Annotated in this window: 21 protein-coding genes; 11 read left to right on the top strand and 10 right to left on the bottom strand. The window is 58.3% G+C overall.

The features are described 5' to 3' along the window. Positions 1-11: 11 nt before the first annotated feature. Positions 12-632 (bottom strand): hypothetical protein, encoded by a 621-nt coding sequence (locus ACXWUF_RS01960; protein WP_458492968.1) that lies wholly within the window; start codon positions 630-632, stop codon positions 12-14. A 233-nt stretch (positions 633-865) separates the two neighbouring features. Here ACXWUF_RS01960 and ACXWUF_RS01955 point away from each other — a divergent pair, with 233 nt between their 5' ends. Further along, the gene (locus ACXWUF_RS01955; protein ID WP_458492967.1) at positions 866-1,414 is read left to right on the top strand and encodes an FMN-binding protein; all 549 of its coding nucleotides are present in this window, start codon (positions 866-868) and stop codon (positions 1,412-1,414) included. Next, positions 1,414-1,947 (top strand): hypothetical protein, encoded by a 534-nt coding sequence (locus tag ACXWUF_RS01950; protein ID WP_458492966.1) that lies wholly within the window; start codon positions 1,414-1,416, stop codon positions 1,945-1,947. Before ACXWUF_RS01955 ends, ACXWUF_RS01950 begins: the two co-directional genes overlap by 1 nt. A gap of 63 nt (positions 1,948-2,010) precedes the next feature. Here ACXWUF_RS01950 and ACXWUF_RS01945 read toward each other — a convergent pair whose 3' ends face one another. The 6 genes from ACXWUF_RS01945 to ACXWUF_RS01920 form a co-directional block, all read right to left on the bottom strand. Further along, positions 2,011-2,829, bottom strand: coding sequence for a hypothetical protein (locus ACXWUF_RS01945; RefSeq protein WP_458492965.1), 819 nt, complete (start codon positions 2,827-2,829; stop codon positions 2,011-2,013). Positions 2,830-3,245: 416 nt separating this feature from the next. After that, on the bottom strand, positions 3,246-3,890 hold the full coding sequence (locus tag ACXWUF_RS01940) for a DUF4365 domain-containing protein (protein ID WP_458492964.1): 645 nt from the start codon (positions 3,888-3,890) through the stop codon (positions 3,246-3,248). Positions 3,891-3,962: 72 nt separating this feature from the next. Next, positions 3,963-4,787, bottom strand: coding sequence for a hypothetical protein (locus tag ACXWUF_RS01935; RefSeq protein ID WP_458492963.1), 825 nt, complete (start codon positions 4,785-4,787; stop codon positions 3,963-3,965). Beyond that, entirely contained in the window at positions 4,784-5,992 is a 1,209-nt protein-coding gene (locus tag ACXWUF_RS01930; protein ID WP_458492962.1) for a toll/interleukin-1 receptor domain-containing protein, read from the bottom strand. Before ACXWUF_RS01930 ends, ACXWUF_RS01935 begins: the two co-directional genes overlap by 4 nt. 103 nt (positions 5,993-6,095) lie before the next feature. Further along, on the bottom strand, positions 6,096-6,635 hold the full coding sequence (locus ACXWUF_RS01925; RefSeq protein ID WP_458492961.1) for a toll/interleukin-1 receptor domain-containing protein: 540 nt from the start codon (positions 6,633-6,635) through the stop codon (positions 6,096-6,098). 35 nt (positions 6,636-6,670) lie between these two features. After that, positions 6,671-7,159 (bottom strand): TIR domain-containing protein, encoded by a 489-nt coding sequence (locus tag ACXWUF_RS01920; protein ID WP_458492960.1) that lies wholly within the window; start codon positions 7,157-7,159, stop codon positions 6,671-6,673. 274 nt (positions 7,160-7,433) lie between these two features. Here ACXWUF_RS01920 and ACXWUF_RS01915 point away from each other — a divergent pair, with 274 nt between their 5' ends. From ACXWUF_RS01915 to ACXWUF_RS01885, 7 genes are all read left to right on the top strand, one after another. After that, on the top strand, positions 7,434-7,898 hold the full coding sequence (locus ACXWUF_RS01915; RefSeq protein ID WP_458492959.1) for a DUF4351 domain-containing protein: 465 nt from the start codon (positions 7,434-7,436) through the stop codon (positions 7,896-7,898). Positions 7,899-7,969: 71 nt separating this feature from the next. Further along, positions 7,970-9,343, top strand: coding sequence for a tRNA (N6-isopentenyl adenosine(37)-C2)-methylthiotransferase MiaB (gene miaB, locus ACXWUF_RS01910; RefSeq protein WP_458492958.1), 1,374 nt, complete (start codon positions 7,970-7,972; stop codon positions 9,341-9,343). Beyond that, on the top strand, positions 9,336-10,331 hold the full coding sequence (locus ACXWUF_RS01905; RefSeq protein WP_458492957.1) for a PhoH family protein: 996 nt from the start codon (positions 9,336-9,338) through the stop codon (positions 10,329-10,331). The genes miaB and ACXWUF_RS01905 overlap by 8 nt, the downstream gene beginning before the upstream one ends. Beyond that, positions 10,318-10,779: an rRNA maturation RNase YbeY gene (gene ybeY, locus ACXWUF_RS01900; protein WP_458492956.1), complete on the top strand. Its 462-nt coding sequence runs from the start codon at positions 10,318-10,320 to the stop codon at positions 10,777-10,779. The genes ACXWUF_RS01905 and ybeY overlap by 14 nt, the downstream gene beginning before the upstream one ends. Continuing rightward, the gene (locus tag ACXWUF_RS01895; protein ID WP_458492955.1) at positions 10,776-11,642 is read left to right on the top strand and encodes an HlyC/CorC family transporter; all 867 of its coding nucleotides are present in this window, start codon (positions 10,776-10,778) and stop codon (positions 11,640-11,642) included. The genes ybeY and ACXWUF_RS01895 overlap by 4 nt, the downstream gene beginning before the upstream one ends. Before the next feature lie 137 nt (positions 11,643-11,779). Beyond that, the gene (gene lnt, locus ACXWUF_RS01890) at positions 11,780-13,276 is read left to right on the top strand and encodes an apolipoprotein N-acyltransferase (RefSeq protein ID WP_458492954.1); all 1,497 of its coding nucleotides are present in this window, start codon (positions 11,780-11,782) and stop codon (positions 13,274-13,276) included. A gap of 161 nt (positions 13,277-13,437) precedes the next feature. Beyond that, positions 13,438-13,902 (top strand): hypothetical protein, encoded by a 465-nt coding sequence (locus ACXWUF_RS01885; protein WP_458492953.1) that lies wholly within the window; start codon positions 13,438-13,440, stop codon positions 13,900-13,902. A 404-nt stretch (positions 13,903-14,306) separates the two neighbouring features. On the opposite strand, the gene glcF is transcribed toward ACXWUF_RS01885, so the two are convergent. Both glcF and glcE read right to left on the bottom strand, forming a co-directional pair. Beyond that, on the bottom strand, positions 14,307-15,530 hold the full coding sequence (gene glcF, locus ACXWUF_RS01880; protein ID WP_458492952.1) for a glycolate oxidase subunit GlcF: 1,224 nt from the start codon (positions 15,528-15,530) through the stop codon (positions 14,307-14,309). After that, positions 15,530-16,600: a glycolate oxidase subunit GlcE gene (glcE, locus tag ACXWUF_RS01875; RefSeq protein WP_458492951.1), complete on the bottom strand. Its 1,071-nt coding sequence runs from the start codon at positions 16,598-16,600 to the stop codon at positions 15,530-15,532. Before glcE ends, glcF begins: the two co-directional genes overlap by 1 nt. Between glcE and ACXWUF_RS01870 the strand changes: the two genes are divergently transcribed. Further along, positions 16,599-17,189, top strand: a complete 591-nt coding sequence (locus ACXWUF_RS01870) for a hypothetical protein (RefSeq protein WP_458492950.1) — start codon at positions 16,599-16,601, stop codon at positions 17,187-17,189. The genes glcE and ACXWUF_RS01870 overlap by 2 nt on opposite strands. A gap of 41 nt (positions 17,190-17,230) precedes the next feature. On the opposite strand, the gene ACXWUF_RS01865 is transcribed toward ACXWUF_RS01870, so the two are convergent. Continuing rightward, positions 17,231-18,154 carry a histone deacetylase family protein gene (locus ACXWUF_RS01865; protein WP_458492949.1) on the bottom strand — a complete coding sequence of 308 codons (924 nt, stop codon included), beginning with the start codon at positions 18,152-18,154 and terminating at the stop codon, positions 17,231-17,233. Between the two features lie 213 nt (positions 18,155-18,367). On the opposite strand from ACXWUF_RS01865, the gene acnB reads away from it, so the two are divergent. Next, positions 18,368-20,938 carry a bifunctional aconitate hydratase 2/2-methylisocitrate dehydratase gene (gene acnB, locus ACXWUF_RS01860; protein WP_458492948.1) on the top strand — a complete coding sequence of 857 codons (2,571 nt, stop codon included), beginning with the start codon at positions 18,368-18,370 and terminating at the stop codon, positions 20,936-20,938. Positions 20,939-21,273 lie beyond the last annotated feature (335 nt).

Raw genomic sequence — 21,273 nt, 5'->3', positions numbered from 1 at the left:
GGCACCCGCCGTTAGTGTTTGGCGCCATAAACCTCGCCATTCTTGTTCAGCAGGAAAGTCTTGGTCTGGGTGGCATAAACTCCCAGCAGGTTTTTCGAGCGGTATTTGCACCGGACTTGATAACCCTTGGTGGTCCCAATCACCTTTCCCCATTCGAGGGCTTCGAACGACGCCGCGTCATGCAGGCTGCGTTTCACATACCGCTCGACCTGCCAGACCGAGTTATTCCACGGGCTATTGAAAACCACGGGCCGGTCTCCGCCATCGGACTCAGGCTTGGCGGGTTCGGCCTTCGCGAGGTCGGTTTTCGCAGCCTCGACGCGGACGGGCACAGGCTTAAGTGTGGCGGGCGTCTTTTTGGGCATCTCCAGAGGCTTGGACGATGTGGCCGCCACCCGGGCCGCTTTGGACTCCGGCTTGGGCGCTTCCGCTTTCGCGGACGGCGCGGCGGTCAGGCCTCGGGTCGGGTGGGGCAGGAATTTGCCCAGCAGCACGATGATGCAAACACCCATGATAAAGGTGCCGCAGCCGAGGTTGAGTTTCTGCGGGGGCTGCGGCTTGTCCCCGGCGTCGAGGGACGGGCCAGGCTTCTTGGCGCGCCCGGTGGATTTATCGGACTTGGTCGGCGGCATGGTGGTGATCGGCGGATCGTTGGACGCCGTGGCAAGGCGTGCGACAGCGGAGGCTCATTTTACAACAGGCGCGGAATGCCCCGGCTCACTGATCCGCGCTGGCGCTGGCCAGGCAAGCCGCCGTATTGAAATGAGAGTGATTTTCAAATAGAGTGCTTTCAAGCGAATTCGGACTCGGGCGCAGAGTCCACGACACCATTCCAACCCCAGCCGGTCATCGAACCATTCAACCCATGCCGAAATTCAAAATAACCTTCATAGCCTCCCTATTTTTGATTTTCGGGGTATTGCCCGTCGCCTGGGGAACTGTCTATTACAGCAAAGACGAGGCTTTCGAACTGGCTTTCGGACAAGGCTCAGAAATCGAAGAGATTCCCGTGTTCCTCACCGACGAGCAAGCCGCCGCCATCGAGAAAACCGCCCTCGCCAAGCTGGATTCGAAGCTATTCACCTTTTATGCGGGCAAGCAGCAGGGCAAGCTGTTGGGGTATGCGGCCATTGAATCCCATACCGTGCGGACTCAGCCGGAAACCATGATTATCGTCCTTTCCCCCACCGGGGAATTAACCCGGACTGAAATCCTGGCCTTCCACGAACCCCCCGAATATCAGCCGCCGGGCCGCTGGTTTGAAAGGCTGTACCATCGTTCTGTGGCGGAGCTGCGGTTGAATCAAGGCATTGACGGAATCAGCGGGGCCACCCTGAGTTGCCGGGCGTCCTTGGACAGTATCCGCAAAGTCATGGCCATATTTAAGATCGCGATGCGCGAGGGAGATAAATAATGCGTTTCTTCGTCACCGGCGAACAGCGGCGGCAAACCCTCCTCAATACCATCGTCCTGATGTTTTTGGGTTATATCGCGCTGCTTTGGGTCAGCAATGGCTTAATGTATTTCCACAAGATGGGACTGACCGCCAGTTCGGTCATTGAATATTATCTCGGCTCCGAGGAGAAATTCACTCAGCCGAAAAGCTACCAAAGCCTGTTGGAGGTTTCCCATTTTCATTTGTTTTCCATGGGAATGCTGGCGGTCACGCTGACCCATTTGGTGTTGTTCACCAACCTTTCCATCACCCTCAAGGTATGGCTGAGCGGCCTGACATTCGTTTCCGCGCTGGCGGACGAAGTGGCCGGCTGGTTGGTGCGCTTCGTTCACCCGGCCTTCGCCTATTTCAAAATCACGGCCTTTTTGGCCTTGGAAACCAGCTTGGCGGCGCTGATTGTGTTTGTCGTCGCGTCGCTATTAACCCAGCGTTCCGAGCAACGGCAACGGATGGAGCGAATGCCGGAAGCGGGCGAGGGCGCCCGAGGCTGATCCGACACGGCGGGGCGCCCGTAAACCACGCGGCGTCCCGCCCTCCCCTCTCGCCCTCTCGGCTCACCACAGGGCCAACTCCTTCGACCGATACCCGTCCGGCACCTTCAAGGCGTCGTCCGCCACCGCTTCCGCGCTCACCCGGCTCAGGGTCATGGCCCGTGGATGCTTGCCGCCGTATTCCCGCATTTCCACGGGCACGCCCGCCAATTCCGCGATGCCGCTGGCCGGGAAGGCGATGCCGAACTGCGAACCCAAGCCCTGCGCCCGCGCCGCCAGCCGTTGCGTGAAGCCAATCAGGGCGCGCAAGGTCGCCGCATCGTTCGCGGACAATTTCAGCGCCGACGGATTGGCGAGGCAAAACCGCGCCGTCCTGGCCTTGCCTTTGAGGAGGTTCATTTCCTCACACGCAATCCCCGCCACTTTCCTGCCAGCGCCGGTCTTCATCAGCGTGGTGGATTGCGCCTCGCGCTTGACCGAATCGAATTGATCCAGGGAAATGCCGCCCAGCATGTTCTCCCACTTGGCTCGCTGCTTGGGGGAAAGTTTGCGGAATTGCTCGCTGAATCCCTGAATCAGGGGCTGGATTTCCTCGGCCTGCCGGGCGATTTGGCCGACCCTTTCGTCGGTGACGGGCGTGAATCGTTTTTTCTGGTGGTCGATGAGAATGAGCCGCTCCGCCGCCTGCTCATAAAGTATGTCGAGGTTTTCATCGCCGCCCGCCGATTTCACGAGAATCGTTCCATCCTTGATTATCACGGGTTGCACCGAATTATGCCACCCGGTCGCCACGTCGAATTCGATGACGCTATCGGCGGGTGCCAACGCCGGGCCGAATAAACCACAGATCAAAATCGTACAGGTTAGTTTTCTTAATATCACAAGTAGTCCCTCCGTTATACGTCCATATTGGGTCGCCCTCGCGCAACGCCATGAGGTGTTGCTTGGCGATTTTCACACGCGGTGGCTTTGTTGAGAATAGCTCGGTTTCTGCCGCTTCGGCGGGCCAGCAAGGTGGTGTTGCAATTATCCCGATTCCATAAAGATACATCCGGGCACGCTGGCTTGGGTTTTTTCGATGCTTAAACCAGCGCGATTTATTCCGTTTCCCGCTGGACATGGGCCGGATGGAAACTGACATTAATCGGCTGGATAACCCAGTGTTGGTGGGGTATGACGAGGTGGATTTGGGAAGTTTTTGGAAATTTAGCCCTTCCGCGCCACGGGAAAGCTGGGTTTCGTGCCTCAACCAGCCTACGCGGGCTTCATACAGTGACATAGCGCGTGAGAATGAGCAATCATTGATTCAACAAAGCTTGGCGAAGTTCGTTTTTGGTTGCATCGTCGATTTCTTTAAGGGCGATTTTTTCGGTTGGAGAATTTTCATTTTCTCCCCTCTTCGCCGGATTAACCCATCCGTAATAGAGTTTGTTTTGCTTAACGTTCGCGACTAATAGCAACGCGGGAATGTTGGAGTAGGCCAAGCTTTTGTATAGGTTTCCTTTCAATGGAAATTCTGCCGGAACGGTTTGCTCGGTGGCTTTTACTTGTACGCCGTAGTTGTTTATCCCGCCTCTTGGGTTTTGGAATCCCATATAGAAATCATAGCCAATGTCGGGTTCTGGCTTGGCAACGAAAGTTGCGCCTAGGTCTTGGAGGAATAATTCAGCCATGAGTTCCGCCCGGCGTCCGACTATGGATGAATGGGATTCCGGCAGCTTATCTAGCCAGACGGGCTTGCCTCGCTCACCCGAATCTAAACTAGATCGTAGTGCCCGCCATTCGGATTCTGCGACCGCTTTACGCATTAGGTCCGAAATTAATGCGCTGTGATCTACTTCTTTAAACATCCGTTCAAACGCTTCACTTACGTCATCGGGAATAGAGAAACTTAAAGTTGCCATACCGTTATCCTCCAAAGTAAATGAGCGGATTTGATCCAAAAGTACTTATCGGCAAGTATTCGCCGGATATGGCGGGGGCGGCGGTATTGCCTGAGATTGATAGGGACCAACCTATATAGGTTTAGTTTGTTTTAGATTTAAGAATCCGCGAAGAATTAGACCGACAGCTTGATCTATATGGGGCGTCTTAGCCAATATCTTAATTTCCTCGTCCGTTAAGCCATTATTGCAATTACTCGCATTAAATTGTGCAAACTGCACTCTATGGGGCCAATCCCCACGCGACCCTTGCCACCTAGGTATCAGGCCCATGGTTTCCGCTATGTCGCGACTACACCCACCGAACCCACCTAACAAAAATAATGGCTGCCCTGTTTGAAGCGCTAATAAAGCCTCTTCGGCAATACCTGGCATTGCCCCCTTATAATTCTCGATCCGCCCGCCCAAAACGATTCTCGCACGACTTGATTGACGCATCTTTTGCCGCATTGCTGTTAGACCACGGGACCATTCATCAGTGGACGGTTGCTTGCTTGGTGTTTTTGCCCGCGCTGGAAAAGAAATTTCTTTACCGTCAATATCTAAGAGAACCAGCTCCGCAAGATTATCTAAAGCGGTAGCAAGTTTCTTTAACTCGGCAACTGGTCTGAGAATATGCACTGGCCAAGCAAGAAAATTCCTTACGCCGGGACGTTGATCACCCTTATCCGCATCCCGTCGATGTCGCGCCACTAATTCAAATAATAATCGGGTAAATCCGCCATCTCGTAAGTCGCCGCCATAGTCCAATCGGGCTCCCCACGCCAAAAGATGCCGGGCAATTTCCGCCATTGCGTCTTCCAAATGCGCTTGGCTTAGCCCTAAAGCTGGCATATCCGGGCTTTCGGATATTGAAATCGCGATGGCCTGCTGACTTAGTGGTTCACGATAACTCATGTTGCCTCCTGCTCTGCTTGCCATTCGATCATACTCCGCAATCGTATTCCTGGCGCTATCTCTTCAAATAAGCGCTCCTCCTCGGCACCAAGCGGAGGATCAGGATAAACGATTACATTTGTCTTCGGGTTGTCTGATTTATCCAGGCTCGCTAGGGAAATCAATTCTGGGGGCCGGGATAAGAAATAAACTCCAGGCTCGGCTTTTACCAGTCGAATCCTGCAACGCCACAGAAAATCCTTCAATACTTCATCAAGCAGACAGCCGATAACAAGTTCGATGCGCTCCACTTTAAACGGTTTTGGATTCATACGCACTACAGGAACATTCCCCATATAGGGAAAGTTGCGCTCATCGAGATTGTTAATGCAATTCGCCACTACCAAGGGCACTCGGCGTCGCTTAGCCTCTATAACTTCTTTACGGCACCATTCACGCGAAGAGTAGGAATCAGTATGTATGGCTATAAACGCGCTAACACCATCCTCCCCAATCTGATTTAATAAAACCCTGTCAAAAGGGAGTCCTGGCGGAATATTGCGTACATCAAAAAACGTATCCAAATTGTGATTTTTGTGAATATGGTCTCGAATCCGCCTAGCGATTCGCTCGCCGTCCTTGTCGTGCTTTGAATGACTCAGAAACACTCGCACCCTAAGCAAATAACGGGTTAATGCCTCCTCGCTCTCCACCGGATACTTCAAATGTTCTAGGTAATGCCTAAGCATCAAGCAGAATTCATAAGTGAGTCCAGAAATTAACCGTTGCTGTTTGACATCTGGTTGCAATCCATGCCAATTATTCCAGCGTAACGCCTGTTGCTTGATACCGATTTTAAGTCCGCATTCGTCCATTTCTACAGGAAAAACACGAGAACCCAGACCTTTTACCTCTGCTGAGCTTGCCAATTCTTGGACATATCGTTTCCAGTCGGCATCGGCAACCAAGCATTCTTCGGTAAGGAGAATAACAGCAGTGGTTTCGGCCTCATCGAAATCAATGGGCAGCGGTAGCTTTTCACCGGGCGGTGGGGCTGAACGATACAAAATGCTTAATCCCGCACCGCCCGCAATATTCTTGTAATGGTCACGACGAAAATGATTGAACAGGGATCTAGCGATGGTTTCTCCTTGATCGAATGAGGGGTGCCAAACGATGTATATAGCGAGGAATGGGTGGATGGGGTTTAGCTTAGAAATAATCATGTTTGTTGGCTTGGACATCAAAGGTAATGTAATTTAGCAAATCCAATCTGGATGGCGTGCAAAATTAACTAGGGCACAAAAGTACCGGATGGAATGTATCGCCTCATCTGCTTAGCCACTCACTAAGCCGAATTGCTGTATTGTTATGGTGGTTATAAACAAGCCATTCAGGTTTTTGATTATCAAAATTGCCCCATACTATCCGATCATAAAGACCAAGGTATTCTTGTTCTGCCCACGAGCTATCCCAAGTATGCTGAGCTGCTGGAATTAGCGCAATGTTTCTAAGGCTTTTTGCTCCATCACCAAGGCCAAGCTCCCAAGGAATCCACTTGCTATCTTTGCTATTCGCTGTGACAAAAAGGATGAACTTTCGGCAAGAATTAACGGCTTCTCTAAGAATTTGCGCTGTTTCTACCGATACGTTTTTTGGCAGTCGCTCGTCCTTTAAATCAACGTATACTGATGCTCCATGGTTTTCAAGTATGCTAATGATACCTGGAAGATAAGCCTTGTCCTTTGAGGAATGGGAGAGAAAAACTGTTTTCCCATACTGAGAGCGAGACGCTCTAGCCAATAGCTCTTGCTCGTTTACTTGTTTATTAAACCGCTCAATATCATCAAAAGATATAAGCTGCACCATATTTTTATCTCTACGCCAATATGAAAAAATTTCAATCAGCTAAAAATAGAAGAATTACGCTGCCTAAGCGGGTCTTTTAAATCAGGCTGTTGCCACCGCAACCGATAAACATCTTCGATAGCATTTTCAAGCGCTCTATAATCACGAGGCATATCTATAATATTTCCCATGTGCAAGTTCTTTTGGAGTCGCTTTGGTATGTAATGCTGTTTGTTCGGCAGAAGGATACCCAGCAAACCGTTCCTATCATTACTTGCCGTTTTCAGTAGACTGTAATATATTTCCCAATCACACCACCATCTTCCTCCAGTTTCTCTGCCAATCAGTATAATTGTTACTGATGATCTTGCAATTCTTGGCCGGATATAATTATTTTTTATGGTATCATCCGTCAGATGACCTAAGTCTATATTTTCCAAAGACCTATCAGAAAATACGCCTTTATCTAAACAAAACTTAGCTCTAAAATCATCAGCTTCAGATTGATCTAATCTGTGCGAATAACTAACAAATACATTTCTCATAATAATTTACCCCAATTCTATTTTTCGATTTAATGCGATTAAAAGGTAAAGTTGAATTTACGCAAGCTGTTGAAAGCAACAGCCAAGCAATTCCCAGGCGATCATCCCTGAGTCTTTAACCGGTATGGAACAGCTCCCTGCGTCATCAGCGCCAATTTCTGCAACGATTGCTCAGCACAAAAGCCCCTCTAACCAATCACCGTAAAAATTCACCACCCATCTTGTGACATATTTCCACAATCGCATCAACCCCAACTCAATGTGAATATTCACATTGCGCCCCAGCGAACCCCATGCACACTCGCGCTTTTGCCACCCCACCCGCGCCCCCGCCGATGTGGAGCGGGCGCTGTCCGCCCTGATAGACTGGCTCAAAGCCCCCGAGCAAGACCCGCTACGGCGGGCCTTCACGGTCTGGCTGAAACGGGTATTCCTGCCGGGCCGCTTGCCCGGCGTTGAAATCACCAACTTCCATGATTTGCAGGAGGTACAGAGCATGTTGGCGGAACGAGTGGTCGAATGGACCCAAACTTGGGAACAACAAGGAATAGAAAAGGGATTGGCGAGGGGGCGGCATGAGGGCGAGGCCGCCATGCTCCTACGCTTGCTGGAACTCCGCTTCGGCCCGTTGGACGATGACATCCGCCAGCGGATACAGATGGCCGACGCGGAAACCCTGCTCCGCTGGGGTGAACGCATCCTCACCGCCACCATGCCGGAAGCCGTGGTCGGGGATTAGCCGCTCGCGGGGGACCAGCGCCGAAATTTGATAGAATCCTTCCCCATCCAAATCCGCCCCATCCCCCCTTGATGCCGCAAAAACTCTATATCGAAACCCTGGGCTGCCAGATGAACGAGTACGACTCCGCCAAGATGCGCGACGTACTCAACGCCTCGCACGGCTTCGAACTCACCGACGATCCCGAACAAGCCGACGTGCTGCTCATGAATACCTGCTCGGTGCGGGAGAAGGCGCAAGAAAAAGTCTTCTCCGAACTGGGCCGCTGGCGCCCCCTCAAACAGAAAAAGCCGGGCCTGGTCATCGGTGTCGGCGGCTGTGTCGCCAGCCAAGAAGGCGAAGCCTTGCAAAAGCGGGCACCCTACGTGGACATGGTGTTCGGCCCGCAAACCCTGCACCGTCTGCCCGAACTGCTAGAAAAAGTCCGCACCGAACACCGCCCCGCCATCGACATCTCCTTCCCGGAAATCGAAAAATTCGACGCCCTCCCCGAACCCCGCGCCGAAGGCCCGAAAGCCTTCGTGTCGATCATGGAAGGATGCAGCAAATACTGCACGTTCTGCGTCGTACCCTATACCCGGGGCGAAGAAATCAGCCGCCCGCTCGATGACGTGGTGGCGGAAATCGTGGCCCTGGCTGAACAAGGCGTGCGCGAGGTGATTTTGCTGGGCCAGAACGTCAACGCCTACCGGGGCGACATGGAAGACGGCGAGATCGCCGACTTCGGCTTGCTGCTGAACTATGTGGCGGCGATTGATGGCATTGAGCGCATCCGCTTCACCACCTCCCACCCGATTGAATTCACCGACAGCCTCATCGACGCCTTCGCTGAAATCCCGCAACTGGTCAGCCATTTGCATCTGCCCGTGCAAAGCGGCAGCAACCGGATTCTTGGTCTCATGAAGCGCGGCCACACCCGCGAGGACTACGTCGCCAAGATCGAGCGCCTCCGCGAAGTGCGGCCCGACCTTAGCCTGTCGTCGGATTTCATTGTCGGCTATCCCGGCGAAACCGAGGAGGATTTCGAGGCCACCATGGACTTAATTGAAACCTTGGTCTTCGATCATTCCTACAGCTTCTTATATAGCCCCCGGCCCGGCACGCCCGCCGCCGCGCTGTCCGACGACGTGCCAGTCGAGGTCAAGAAGGCCCGGCTGGCCCGCTTGCAGGCGCGGATCAATGACATGGCGGCGGAGATTTCCCGGAACATGCTGCACACCGTCCAGCGGGTGCTGGTGGAGGGCGTCTCCCGCAAGGATTACGCCCAACTGTCCGGGCGCACCGAGAACAACCGCGTGGTGAATTTCTCGGGGTCTCCTAAACTGATCGGACAGTTCGCCGACGTGCTGATTACCGAAGCCCTGCCGAACTCCCTCCGGGGCCGCTGGGTCGAAGCTGATTTTTCCACCCCCACGCCTCAAGAGCCGACTACCCAACTTGCCTAACCAACTCACCACCCTGCCCCTCACCTTGGAGCCTGCCGACAACGAACGGCTGGCCAGCCTCTGCGGCCAATTCGACGAACACCTGCGCCAGATCGAACGGCGCTTGGGCGTGGAAATCGCCAACCGGGGCAATCATTTCGAAATCATCGGCGCGGAGAAATCCGCCCAAGCGGCGGCCAAGATCGTGCAAAGCCTGTTCGACGCCAGCCGCGACGAGGTCATCACCCCCGAGCGGGTGCATTTGTCGCTGCAATCCTCCAACGTGGAAGCCATATTGGAAAACAGCGGCGGAGACCACGGCGGGGCGATTAACATCCGCACCAAACGCGGCGTCATCAAGCCCAAGGGCGCAAACCAGCACCGCTACCTCAAGAATATCCAGGACCACGACATCAGCTTCGGCGTGGGTCCGGCGGGCACCGGCAAGACCTATCTGGCGGTGGCCTGCGCGGTGCAAGCCTTGGAACGGGAAGAAGTCCGGCGGCTGATTCTGGCGCGACCGGCGGTCGAGGCGGGCGAGAAGCTCGGCTTCCTGCCGGGCGACATGGCGCAGAAGGTCGATCCCTATCTCCGCCCGCTGTATGACGCCCTGTATGAAATGCTGGGCTTCGAGCGGGTCGCCAAGCTGATGGAGCGGAATGTGATTGAGGTCGCGCCGCTGGCTTTCATGCGTGGCCGGACCTTAAATGATTCTTTCATCATCCTCGACGAAGCCCAGAACACCACGGTGGAACAAATCAAAATGTTCCTGACCCGCATCGGCTTCGGGTCCAGGGCCGTCATCACCGGCGACATCACCCAGATCGACCTGCCCCGCAACAAGGAATCCGGTCTACGCCACGTCCTGGAAGTGCTGCACGAGGTGGACGGCATCAGCTTCACCTTCTTCACCGCCCAGGACGTGGTGCGCCATCCCTTGGTGCAACGCATCGTCGCCGCCTATGAAGCCTACGAAAAAGCCCGCGCCGCCGAACATGATTCACGTTGATTTGGATAACGCCAGCACCGCCGAAAACGTGCCGGACGAGGGGGATTTTCAGCGCTGGGCCGACGCCGCCGCTGAAGGCGAAGGCGCGGAAGTTTCCATCCGGCTGGTGGACGAAGCCGAAAGCGCCGAATTGAACCGGACCTACCGGGGCAAGGACAAGCCCACCAACGTGCTGAGCTTTCCTTTCGAAGTGCCGGAGGGGGTGCCCAATGATTTACTGGGCGACTTGGTGATTTGCGTGCCGGTGATCGAGCGGGAAGCGCGGGAACAGGGCAAGACTTCCGCCGCCCATTGGGCGCACATGGTGGTACACGGCTTGCTGCATTTGCAGGGCTACGACCACAGCGAGGACAGCGAAGCCGAGGCGATGGAAGCCAAGGAAATCGCCATCCTCGAACAATTGGGATTTCCGAACCCGTACGAAGCAGCCGAGGCTTTGCCATCATGACCGAAGAGCACGCGGGCGAGCATCGCAGTTGGCTCGAACGACTAGGCCATTTCCTCGCGGGCGAACCCGAAGACCGGAAGGAATTGTTAGAACTCCTCCGCGCCGCCCAGAAACGCAACCTCATCGAGCCGGAAGCGCTGTCCATGATCGAAGGCGTGATGCAGGTCTCGGAACTCCGGGTCCGCGACATCACCGTCCCCCGCCCGCAAATGGTCGTGGTGCCGCAGGACGCGGAGCTTGAAACCATCTTCCCCCTGGTGGCCGAGGCCGCCCATTCCCGCTACCCCGTCATCGGCGAGGACCGCACCGAAGTGGTCGGCATCCTGCTGGTGAAAGACCTGCTGATTCATGGACTCAAGGACCGCTCGAAGCTGGTGAAGGACGTCATGCGCCCTGCCCTCTACGTCCCGGAAAGCAAGCGGCTCAACGTGCTGCTCCGCGAGTTCCGCGCCACCCGCAGCCACATGGCCATCGTGGTGGACGAATACGGCGCCGCCGCCGGACTCGTGACCATCGAGGACGTGCTGGAACAGATCGTCGGCGACATCGAGGACGAGCATGATTTCGGCGAGGAGGAGTACATCTTCCGCAAGAGCGACCGGGACTACACCCTCAAGGCGCTGACGCCCATCGAGGAGTTCAACGAGTATTTCCAGGCCGGTCTCAACGACACCGAATTCGACACCGTGGGCGGACTGATCGTCCATCAACTCGGGCATGTGCCCAAACGGGGCGAGAAAGTTGAGATTGGCCGGTTCCGTTTCGTCGTGCTGCGGGCCGACAACCGCCGGGTGCATCTGTTGAAGCTGGTGCTGCTGCCCGACGAGAAGGCCCGACCGGAAAACGGCAACAACGCCCATTGAATGTAGGCTGGGTTGAGGGACGAAACCCAGCTTTTCCGTGGCATCGGCATGGCTGGGTTTCCGCGAAGCTCCAACCCAGCCGACACAACTTGAATCGGCGGGCATGAGCACATGCCCGCCCTACAACATGAAACCCCGTGCTTCTCGACGCCCTCGCTCTACTCGGCGGCCTGCTGCTGCCACTCGCCTTCGCCCCTTACGACTTTCCGTTCCTCGCCATCGTCGCCCTGGTGCTGTTGTTCGCCACCTGGCTGGACGCCACGCCCGGTCGGGCCTTCCGGCGCGGCTATTTGTTCGGCCTGGGCCAGATCGGCTTCGGCATGTCCTGGATTTACATCAGCGTCCACGACTACGGCGGTGCCAGCGCCCCGGCGGCGGGCGGAGTCACCGCGCTGTTCGCGGCGGTCATCGCGATTTATACCGGGCTGGCGGGCTGGTTGGCGCGACGGTTTTCCCCGGGAAGCCAGACGACTCAGGCTCTCGGGGTGTTTCCCGCCGTGTGGGTATTGATGGAGTGGTTCCGGGGCTGGTTCCTGACCGGCTTCCCCTGCCTGGAACTCGGCTACAGCCAGACCGACACGCCCCTGGCGGGATTGGCGCCGGTCCTCGGCAGCTACGGGGTCGGCTGGGCGGTGGCGGTGCTGGCGGGGCTACTACTCTTAGCGCCGCGCTGGACCGGCGGCTGGCGGTACGCCGCCATGGCCGGCGTCATGCTGCTGGTGGGGCTGGGACGCTGGGCCGGTCAAGTCCAGTGGACCCACCCCGCCGGTCAGCCGTTCCGGGCCACCTTGCTGCAAGGCAACATCTCCCAAGAGACGAAATGGAAGCCGGAAACCCGGCTATCCACGCTGAGGCTCTACGCGAGCCTGACCCGTCAGCATTGGGATTCCAAGCTGATCGTCTGGCCCGAGACGGCGGTGCCCGCGTTCTACCATCAGGCCACGGAGAATTACCTGGACCCTTTGGCGGCGGAAGCCAAGACCCACGGCACGGACCTGCTCGTTGGCATTCCGTACCATCATCCGACCGCAAGCGATTACTACAACGCCCTGGCCTCGCTGGGTCGGACGCCGGGCTTTTACTTCAAGCGGCATTTGGTGCCCTTCGGCGAATACCTGCCCTTGCGCCCCCTGCTGGGCTGGGTGCTGGATGTCATGAAAATCCCGTTGTCCAGCTTCACGCCGGGCGACGCCCGCCAGCCGCCCTTGATCGCGGCGGGTCATCCGCTGGCGGCGTCGATTTGCTACGAGGATTTGTTCGGCCAGGAAGTCCTCGCCGCCCTGCCGGACGCGGCCTACCTCGTCAACGTCACCAACGACGCCTGGTTCGGGGATTCCGCCGCGCCCCACCTGCACACCCAGGTGAGCCGGATGCGCGCCCTGGAAACAGGCCGCTGGATGCTGCACACCACCAACACTGGCGTGACTGCCATCATCGACCCCAAGGGCGCGGTCACGGCGCGGGCACCGCCATTTCAGACCGCCGACCTGACCGCCATGGTGACGCCGATGGGGGGCCGGACGCCGTTCATTGTCTGGGGCAACGGGCCGGTGGTGATGGGCGCCGGGTTGCTGCTCGGGGGATTGGCCGGTGGGCGGCGGGTGATGAACGGGGGCGTTTTCCGGCGGCGATAGCCCCGGTCCATGCGCTCTTCGAGACTCGGCACCCATTCTGACTCGCGAGAGTGACAGCCCTCACGGGGGCGGCGGCGGTCATCCGGCTAATTCCCACAAATTTGGCCCGTGCATTGCTTATGGTCGATTCCAACGCCGAATCACAATCCCCATAAGTCAGCATGACCAAGCACCCAGAACGCCTGACCCACCTGTTCAAGTCCCCCGCCCAGTTACGAATCGCCCGGAATTTCCTGGAACGCAAGCTGCGGGAATGCCCCCACTGGGCGAGCGGCGATCCCGCCGCATATCTGGAAGCCTTGGCCGCGCTGGACGATGAGCCGGTTTCGTTATCCGCTTGGTGCGCGGAGTATCTGACGAGCGAGCAGATACGGATACTGCAAAAGGCGTTGCGGCTGGCGTCCAACCACCAACGGGTCTACAAGCGCACCGTCATGCTCTCGCCCCGCGCCCACCTCCTCATCAAAGCCCTGTCCGAGCAGGAGGGCTTGAAGATGTCCGATGTGATCGAGCGGCATTTGGATGGCATCCTGCGTGACCGCTTTGGATTGACCGTGCAGACCTCCATCGACGAACACACGGGCCAGGTGGATCACGACGTCATTCCCCAGCCCAGCCCCGCCTGACCAGGAAACCAAAAAATGAGTATGGGAAACAACGCAATAGACCGGGTGAAAGGGCGCAATCGGTGGCTGATCCGCTGAGTTTCCACCTCGTTCATTTCGGTCGGATGATCCGGGATGGCGTTCCGTCTTTCCCGCTGGGTAAAAAATTCCCGTCACCCTAACGAACAGCCGTCGAATCAATGAAACACCTGATGCGTAGAGTCCAAGGCTTGCTTTGGATAGCGGGGCTGTCCGTTCAACGCAGGTCTTGAATTCCGGCGATTCTTTGTAGGTCGGGCTTACAGCGGTGTTCATTCGGATTCGATACGTGCCACACCTGTAGGGGCGAATTAATTCGCCCCTACATCGCGACCCGTCGTATCGAACGCGGTTGTAGGTCGGGCTTAAGCCCGACCTACCAGCCGTTAAGCGCTGGGACGCGCCGGGTCCAGCAATTCCACCCAATGCCGCACTGGCAGCTTGGACCCGGATCGCAAATGGGTCAGGCAGCCAATGTTGGCGGTGGCAATCAACTCCGCCCCGCCCGCTTCCAGCGCCGCCAGCTTGTTGGCGAGCAAGCGCTCGGCCAAGGCCGGTTGCAGCATCGAATAAGTCCCCGCCGAACCGCAACACACATGGGCATCGGCCACCGGCACCAGCTCGAACCCGAGCCTCACCAGCAAGCCCTCCACCAGGCCGTTGAGCTTCTGGCCGTGTTGCAGGGTGCAGGGCGATTGAAAGGCAATCCGGCGGCGGGCGTCGGGCCGAATTCTCTCCAAATCCTCCTCGGCCAACACTTCGCCGATGTCCTTGGCGAGCGCCGCGACCCGTGCGGCCTTGTCGGCGTAGGCCGGATCATGTTTCAGCAATTCGCCGTAATCCTTGACCATGACCCCGCACCCGCTGGCGGTGATGACGATGGCTTCGGCACCGCGTTCGACATGCGGCCACCACGCGTCGATGTTGCGCCGCATCAACGTCTGAGCGTCCGCCACCGCCGTCAAATGCTGGGGGAGCGCCCCACAACAACCGCCGTTTTCCGCCCGGATCAACTCAATGCCGAGCCGGTCCAGCACCCGCGCCGTCGCCGCGTTGATGGACGGCGCCAAGACGGGCTGCACGCAGCCTTCCAGAATCAGCATCTTCCGGGCGTGAGACTGCGTCGGCCAAGCGGCGACGGGCGGCGCGGGGGCCGGAATCTTGCGCCGGAGCGCCGTCGGCAAGATGGATTGCGCCCGCCGGGCCAAGGCCAGCACCGCACCGAACCGGCGGGGATAAGGCAACAGCTTGAGCAGCGCCCGCCGTTCCGCCCGTTCGAGCCAGGAGCGCGGCGCTTTTGCTTCGACAATCTCCCGGCCAATCTCCAGCAATCGGCCATAGCGCACGCCGGATGGGCAAGTGGTCTCGCAGGCCCGGCAGGTCAGGCAGCGGTCAAGATGCAGGCGGGTTTTCGCGCCGCCCCCCTGCCCTTCCAGCACGGCCTTGATGAGGTAGATGCGCCCCCGTGGCCCATCCAGTTCGTCGCCCAAGAGTTGATAGGTCGGACAGGTGGCGTTGCAGAAGCCGCAATGCACGCAGCTTTTGAGGATGGCGTCCGCTTCCCGGCCCGCAGGCGTCTTCTTGATGAATTTGGCGAGTTGGGTGTGCATCAGAAATCCTCGTAAAGCCGCCCGGGGTTCAGAAGTCCGTGCGGATCGAAGGCGCGTTTCAAGTTCAGATGCAGGGTTTTCAAGCCCGGCGACAGCGGTTGGAACACCCGCCCATCCCCGGCCTGCCCGCGAAACAGCGTGGCGTGTCCGCCTGTCTTCGCCGCCGCGTCAAACACGGCGGCGGCGGGCGCGTCGGTCCTCAGCCAACGCAACGCGCCGCCCCAGTCATAAAACCAATGGCCCGGCAAATCCAGCGGGGGCGTGGCGGGCGCCACGGACAAGCGCCACAAATCGCGGCCCAAGGCGGGATATTGGAAGAACCGGCCTTGCTGCTCCTTCAGCCGGTGCCAGAACCCCGGCCCATCCGCCGCCATATCGCCGCCGAGTGTTCGGTGGGCAGCCTCGACGGCGGATTCAGCCCCCGCCAGCCTGAGGTAAACCCAACTCTCGTCATAAGCCAGCCCGGACAGCGGCCACGACTCGCCGCACCAGCGATTCATGGCGGCGAGGGCGTCCGGCGTCGCCATGGGGAACACGAAAGTCCGCTCGCATTCCGGTTTCGGCAGCACCTTCAGGGAGATTTCCAGCAGCACGCCCAGCGTCCCCATCGCGCCGACCATCAAACGGGACACATCGAAGCCCGCCACGTTCTTCATCACCCGCCCGCCGAAGGAGAGGATTTCGCCCTGGCCGTTGAGAATCTTGCAGCCCAGCACGCAATCCCGCACCGACCCGGCGAAGGCCCGACGCGGTCCCGACAAGCCGCAAGCCACGGCGCCGCCCAGGGTCGCCCCCGCGCCGAAATGCGGCGGCTCGAACGGGAGCATCTGGCCGTGTTCGGCCAGCCGGGCTTCGATCTCGGCCAGGGGCGTGCCGCAGCGGGCGGTCAGCACCAGCTCGGTGGGTTCGTAACTGAGAATGCCGCGATGGGCGGCGACATCTAGCGGGGCTGCCTGGATGGAGCGCCCGTAGAATGGCTTAGTGCCGCCGCCTTGGATGGATAGCGGACGGTTCGCCGCGAGGGCGTCGAGTACGGCTTGGCGGAGGGGGTCGGTGTGGTCGGAATTCATGGATGAGTGCGACGAAATGAAAGGCTGGTGTTTCGGACATTATCCGAAATTGCCCGGTGTAACAAAGACAGGCGCTTCCGCCACCGAGCGGCGTGGTGGCGCGGAAGCCAGCTACAATGCCCGCGCCGTATGGAAAAACCCACCGTCCGTAAGAAACGTGACTAGGGGTAGCGAGATGAAATTTTTAAAATCGTTGTGCTGTAGGGTGACAGCCGTTTTATTAAGCGCTTGTAGTCACAATATACACAGTGCCGAAATGGCCACCTTTTTGAATGCACATTTTCTTTCGGTAATGCCAGACTCAGGAAAGGTTAGGTTTGTTTCGGATGGAACGCTTGGCGTGGGGGCGTTGGGTCAGTCATGGCGGAGCGAGTTTTTACTGGGTGAGGGTGAGAGGTTTATGGCAAGACCCCATCGGCATGGAAACGCCATATATGAGGTAAGGCAAATTAATGAGGAATCTATCGTTATAAGGTATAAGACCGATTTTGATAGCCGCTCATTCGGAAAGGATTTCATTTCAAGCGATACAGGTGAGGTTGCAATCCCTTACAAAACATTCGCGATTCACAAGCCGCATCATAGGTAGATGGGCATGGGTATATGCCCATCCTCACTACAATCCAAAGCTCAGCCCATCAGCGCCTTCACATGCGCCGCCACGCTCCGGCCCAAGGCATCCAGGTTGTACCCGCCTTCCAACACCGACACCACCCGCCCGCCCGCGTGCTTGTCGGCCAGCTTCACTAGCTCCGTCGTCACCCAGGCGTAGTCGTCTTCCACCAGACTCAAATCGCCCAGCGGGTCATCCCGGTGGGCGTCGAAGCCGGCGGACATCAGAACCAACGCCGGCGCGAAGCGGTCGATAAACGGGAGGATTTTGCCGGTCATGGCGGCGCGGAATTCCCGGCCACCATCGCCCGCTTTGAGCGGCACGTTCATCACGTTGCCAACGCCGGTTTCGCTGGCCCGGCCCGTGCCGGGATACCAAGGCGCTTGATGGGTGGAGGCGTACAGCACCTCGGCGTTTTTCTGGAACGCGGCCTGGGTGCCGTTGCCGTGGTGGACATCGAAATCGACAATGGCGACTTTCTTGATGCCGTGATGGTGGCGGGCGTGTTCGGCGGCGATGGCGGCGTTGTTGAACAGGCAGAAGCCCATGGCCGTATCCGGTTCGGCATGATGGCCCGGCGGGCGGATGGCGCAGAAGCCGTTGCGGGCTTCCTTGGCGAACACCGCGTCCACGGCGGCGCAGGCCGCACCGACCGCGTGCAGGGCGGCGTCGAGGGATTCCGGCGACAGCACGGTGTCCGCGTCGACGTAGCCGAAGCCGACCTTGGGCAACGCGGCTTGGACGCGCTCGATGAGCTTATCGGTGTGGATCAGCCGCACGGCGTCGAAACCGGCCTTGGGCGCCTCCCGGCGAATAAGCTTGGCGAACTCCGGCGCGGACAAAGCGTGGGCGATGGATTCGAGCCGCCGAATGCTCTCGGGGTGGCCGAGTCCGGTCTCGTGTTCGAGGAAAATCGGGTGGGTGTATAAAAGTGTGGTCATGGCATGGTTCCGGCATAAGGGGAGGAATTTATAATGCCTACTCACAGAGTTTGGAGGAGTCAATCATGCTAAGCAATCCCGGCTTTAACGTGGATATCCGTGCCTGCGTCGGTGCTGTCGGACTGAGGTCCGACCTACCACCAATCTTGTAGGTCGGACTTCAGTCCGACACGCCACCTCTGAAATTTTTAACTTCTACAGCAATAAACCAACATGCTCACCGACTACCGCAAACACGCCGCCGAACGGGCCGAACAAGGCTTGGTCCCGAAACCCCTGACCGCCGAATGGACCGCCGGTCTCACCGAACTGCTCAAGAGCCCGCCCGCCGGGGAGGAAGATTTCCTGCTCGACCTGCTGGCGAACCGCGTCCCCGCCGGGGTGGACGAAGCGGCTTATGTGAAGGCCGCCTTCCTCGCCGATGTCGCCAAGGGCGAAGCGCAATCGCCCATCCTCAGCCCGGCCCGCGCCACCGAACTGTTGGGTACCATGCTCGGCGGCTACAACGTCGCGCCGCTGATCGAACTGCTGGATTACCCCGATCTCGCGCCCATCGCGGCCAAAGGCTTGTCCCACACCTTGCTGGTGTTCGATGCCTTCCACGACGTGTGGGAGAAAGCCGAAAAGGGCAACGCCCACGCCAAAGCGGTCATCGACGCCTGGGCGGCGGCGGAGTGGTTCACCAGTCGGGCCAAGGTGGCGGAGAAAATCACCGTCGCCGTGTTCAAGGTGCCGGGCGAAATCAACACCGACGACCTCTCGCCCGCCCAAGATGCGTGGTCGCGCCCCGACATCCCGCTGCACGCACTCGCCATGCTGAAAGTGCCCCGCGAAGGCGTGACCAACGCGCCCGCGCAAATCGCCGAACTCAAGACCAAGGGCTTCCCCCTGGCCTTCGTCGGCGACGTGGTGGGCACCGGCTCGTCCCGCAAATCCGCCACCAACTCGGTGCTGTGGTACATCGGCGACGACATCCCCCACGTCCCCAACAAGCGGGACGGCGGCGTGTGCGTCGGCGGCAAGATCGCGCCGATCTTCTTCAACACCATGGAAGATTCCGGCGCGCTGCCCATCGAGTGCGACGTGTCCAAGCTCAACACGGGCGATGTGATCGACATCTACCCCTACGCGGGCGAAGTGAAGAACCACGCGACCGGCGAGACCCTCAGCACCTTTGCCCTCAAGAACGACATCATCCTCGACGAGGTCCAGGCGGGCGGACGCATCCCGCTCATCATTGGCCGGGGTCTCACCGACCGTGCCCGCAAGGCGCTGAATCTGCCGTTATCCGAAGTCTTCCGCCGCCCCGAAGCCCAGGCCGACAGCGGCAAGGGCTACAGCTTGGCGCAGAAGATGGTCGGACTAGCCTGCGGCGTGGCGGGCGTGCGGCCCGGCACCTACTGCGAGCCGCACATGACCACCGTCGGTTCCCAGGACACCACTGGTCCCATGACCCGCGACGAGTTGAAGGATTTGGCCTGCCTCGGCTTCTCCGCCGATCTGGTGATGCAGAGCTTCTGTCACACCGCCGCCTATCCGAAGCCGGTGGACGTGCAGGTCCATCACAGCCTGCCGGACTTCATCATGAACCGGGGGGGCGTGTCGCTGCGGCCCGGCGACGGCATCATCCATTCCTGGCTGAACCGGATGCTGCTGCCCGACACCGTCGGCACCGGCGGCGATTCCCACACCCGTTTTCCCATCGGCATTTCCTTCCCGGCGGGTTCGGGCCTCGTGGCCTTCGCGGCGGCGACCGGCGTCATGCCGCTGGACATGCCGGAATCGGTGCTGGTGCGCTTCAAGGGCACCCTACAGCCCGGCATCACTCTGCGGGATTTGGTCCACGCCATTCCCTACGAAGCCTTGAAGCGCGGCCTGCTGACCATCGAGAAGAAGGGCAAGAAGAACGTCTTCAACGGGCGGATTCTGGAAATCGAAGGCTTGCCGGATTTGAAGATCGAGCAAGCGTTCGAGTTGGCCGACGCTTCCGCCGAACGCTCCGCCGCCGCCTGCACGGTGCGGCTGAACAAGGCGCCGGTTGCGGAATATCTGCATTCCAACATCGTGCTGTTGAAGTGGATGATTGCCCAAGGCTATGGCGATGTGCGGACGATTTCCCGCCGCATCAAAGCCATGGAGGATTGGCTGGCGAATCCGGTGCTGCTGGAACCGGACGCCGACGCCGAGTATGCCGAAGTCATCGAAATCGACCTCGACGCCATCAAGGAGCCGCTGCTGTGCTGCCCCAACGACCCGGACGATGTGAAGCCGCTGTCGGAAGTGGCGGGCACCCATGTGGACGAGGTGTTCCTGGGTTCGTGCATGACCAATATCGGCCATTTCCGCGCCGCCGGGAAAATCCTGGAACAGGCCGGGAAGCAGGTGCCGGGGCGCTTGTGGATCGTGCCGCCGACCCGCATGGACCAAACCGAACTGACCGGCGAGGGCTATTACGCCACGTATGGCAAGGTCGGGGCGCGGACCGAAGTGCCGGGCTGTTCGCTGTGCATGGGCAATCAGGCGCGGGTGGCGGACAAGGCCACGGTGGTGTCCACCTCGACCCGCAACTTCCCCAACCGGATGGGGGCGGGGTCGAATGTGTTCCTGGCGTCGGCGGAGTTGTCTTCGGTTTGCTCGGTGCTGGGGCGGATTCCGACTTTCGAGGAATATATGGGGTATATGAATAGCCTTGAGACGCAGGCGGAGGATACTTATCGGTATATGAATTTCGATCAGATCGAGGGGTATCAGAGGCAGGCGGATAAGGTGGCGGTGGCGGGGTGATTTAATCCGCCAAGTTAGAGGCGTCGAAAGGCGGGCATAGGTTTTATGTCCGCCTTTTTGCAATTTGGGAATAAGACAATCGCTTGAAAAGCAAAGTTGACACGGGTAATTATTCGGCTAGGGTTATTGATTTATACAGTACTTTTTGCCGTATAAAACTTAGTTAGGGCTTAAAACAAGAGGCGCACAATTGCTGTCTGCAATCGAGGAAAAAAGGCTATACATTTCCAGGAACACCGAGGCAAATAAAAAATCGCAACTTGGTCAGTTTTTTACGCCTGAAAAAACGGTGGCTTTCATGGCCAACCTTTTCCCTGATTCAAATGGGCGCTGCC

The sequence above is a fragment of the Methylomagnum sp. genome (genome assembly GCF_054333355.1).
Note: the sequence above shows the minus strand (reverse complement) of the source record. Positions and strands in the feature narration are given on the sequence as shown.

What these genes read in the sequence shown, in the direction of transcription:
- ACXWUF_RS01960 (WP_458492968.1), bottom strand. Translation starts at nt 632, where the DNA reads ATGCCGCCGACCAAGTCCGATAAATCCACCGGGCGCGCCAAGAAGCCT.
- ACXWUF_RS01955 (WP_458492967.1), top strand. Translation starts at nt 866, where the DNA reads ATGCCGAAATTCAAAATAACCTTCATAGCCTCCCTATTTTTGATTTTC.
- ACXWUF_RS01950 (WP_458492966.1), top strand. Translation starts at nt 1,414, where the DNA reads ATGCGTTTCTTCGTCACCGGCGAACAGCGGCGGCAAACCCTCCTCAAT.
- ACXWUF_RS01935 (WP_458492963.1), bottom strand. Translation starts at nt 4,787, where the DNA reads ATGAGTTATCGTGAACCACTAAGTCAGCAGGCCATCGCGATTTCAATA.
- ACXWUF_RS01930 (WP_458492962.1), bottom strand. Translation starts at nt 5,992, where the DNA reads ATGATTATTTCTAAGCTAAACCCCATCCACCCATTCCTCGCTATATAC.
- ACXWUF_RS01925 (WP_458492961.1), bottom strand. Translation starts at nt 6,635, where the DNA reads ATGGTGCAGCTTATATCTTTTGATGATATTGAGCGGTTTAATAAACAA.
- ACXWUF_RS01920 (WP_458492960.1), bottom strand. Translation starts at nt 7,159, where the DNA reads ATGAGAAATGTATTTGTTAGTTATTCGCACAGATTAGATCAATCTGAA.
- miaB (WP_458492958.1), top strand. Translation starts at nt 7,970, where the DNA reads ATGCCGCAAAAACTCTATATCGAAACCCTGGGCTGCCAGATGAACGAG.
- ybeY (WP_458492956.1), top strand. Translation starts at nt 10,318, where the DNA reads ATGATTCACGTTGATTTGGATAACGCCAGCACCGCCGAAAACGTGCCG.
- ACXWUF_RS01895 (WP_458492955.1), top strand. Translation starts at nt 10,776, where the DNA reads ATGACCGAAGAGCACGCGGGCGAGCATCGCAGTTGGCTCGAACGACTA.
- ACXWUF_RS01885 (WP_458492953.1), top strand. Translation starts at nt 13,438, where the DNA reads ATGACCAAGCACCCAGAACGCCTGACCCACCTGTTCAAGTCCCCCGCC.
- glcF (WP_458492952.1), bottom strand. Translation starts at nt 15,530, where the DNA reads ATGCACACCCAACTCGCCAAATTCATCAAGAAGACGCCTGCGGGCCGG.
- ACXWUF_RS01870 (WP_458492950.1), top strand. Translation starts at nt 16,599, where the DNA reads ATGGATGAGTGCGACGAAATGAAAGGCTGGTGTTTCGGACATTATCCG.
- glcE (WP_458492951.1), bottom strand. Translation starts at nt 16,600, where the DNA reads ATGAATTCCGACCACACCGACCCCCTCCGCCAAGCCGTACTCGACGCC.
- ACXWUF_RS01865 (WP_458492949.1), bottom strand. Translation starts at nt 18,154, where the DNA reads ATGACCACACTTTTATACACCCACCCGATTTTCCTCGAACACGAGACC.
- acnB (WP_458492948.1), top strand. Translation starts at nt 18,368, where the DNA reads ATGCTCACCGACTACCGCAAACACGCCGCCGAACGGGCCGAACAAGGC.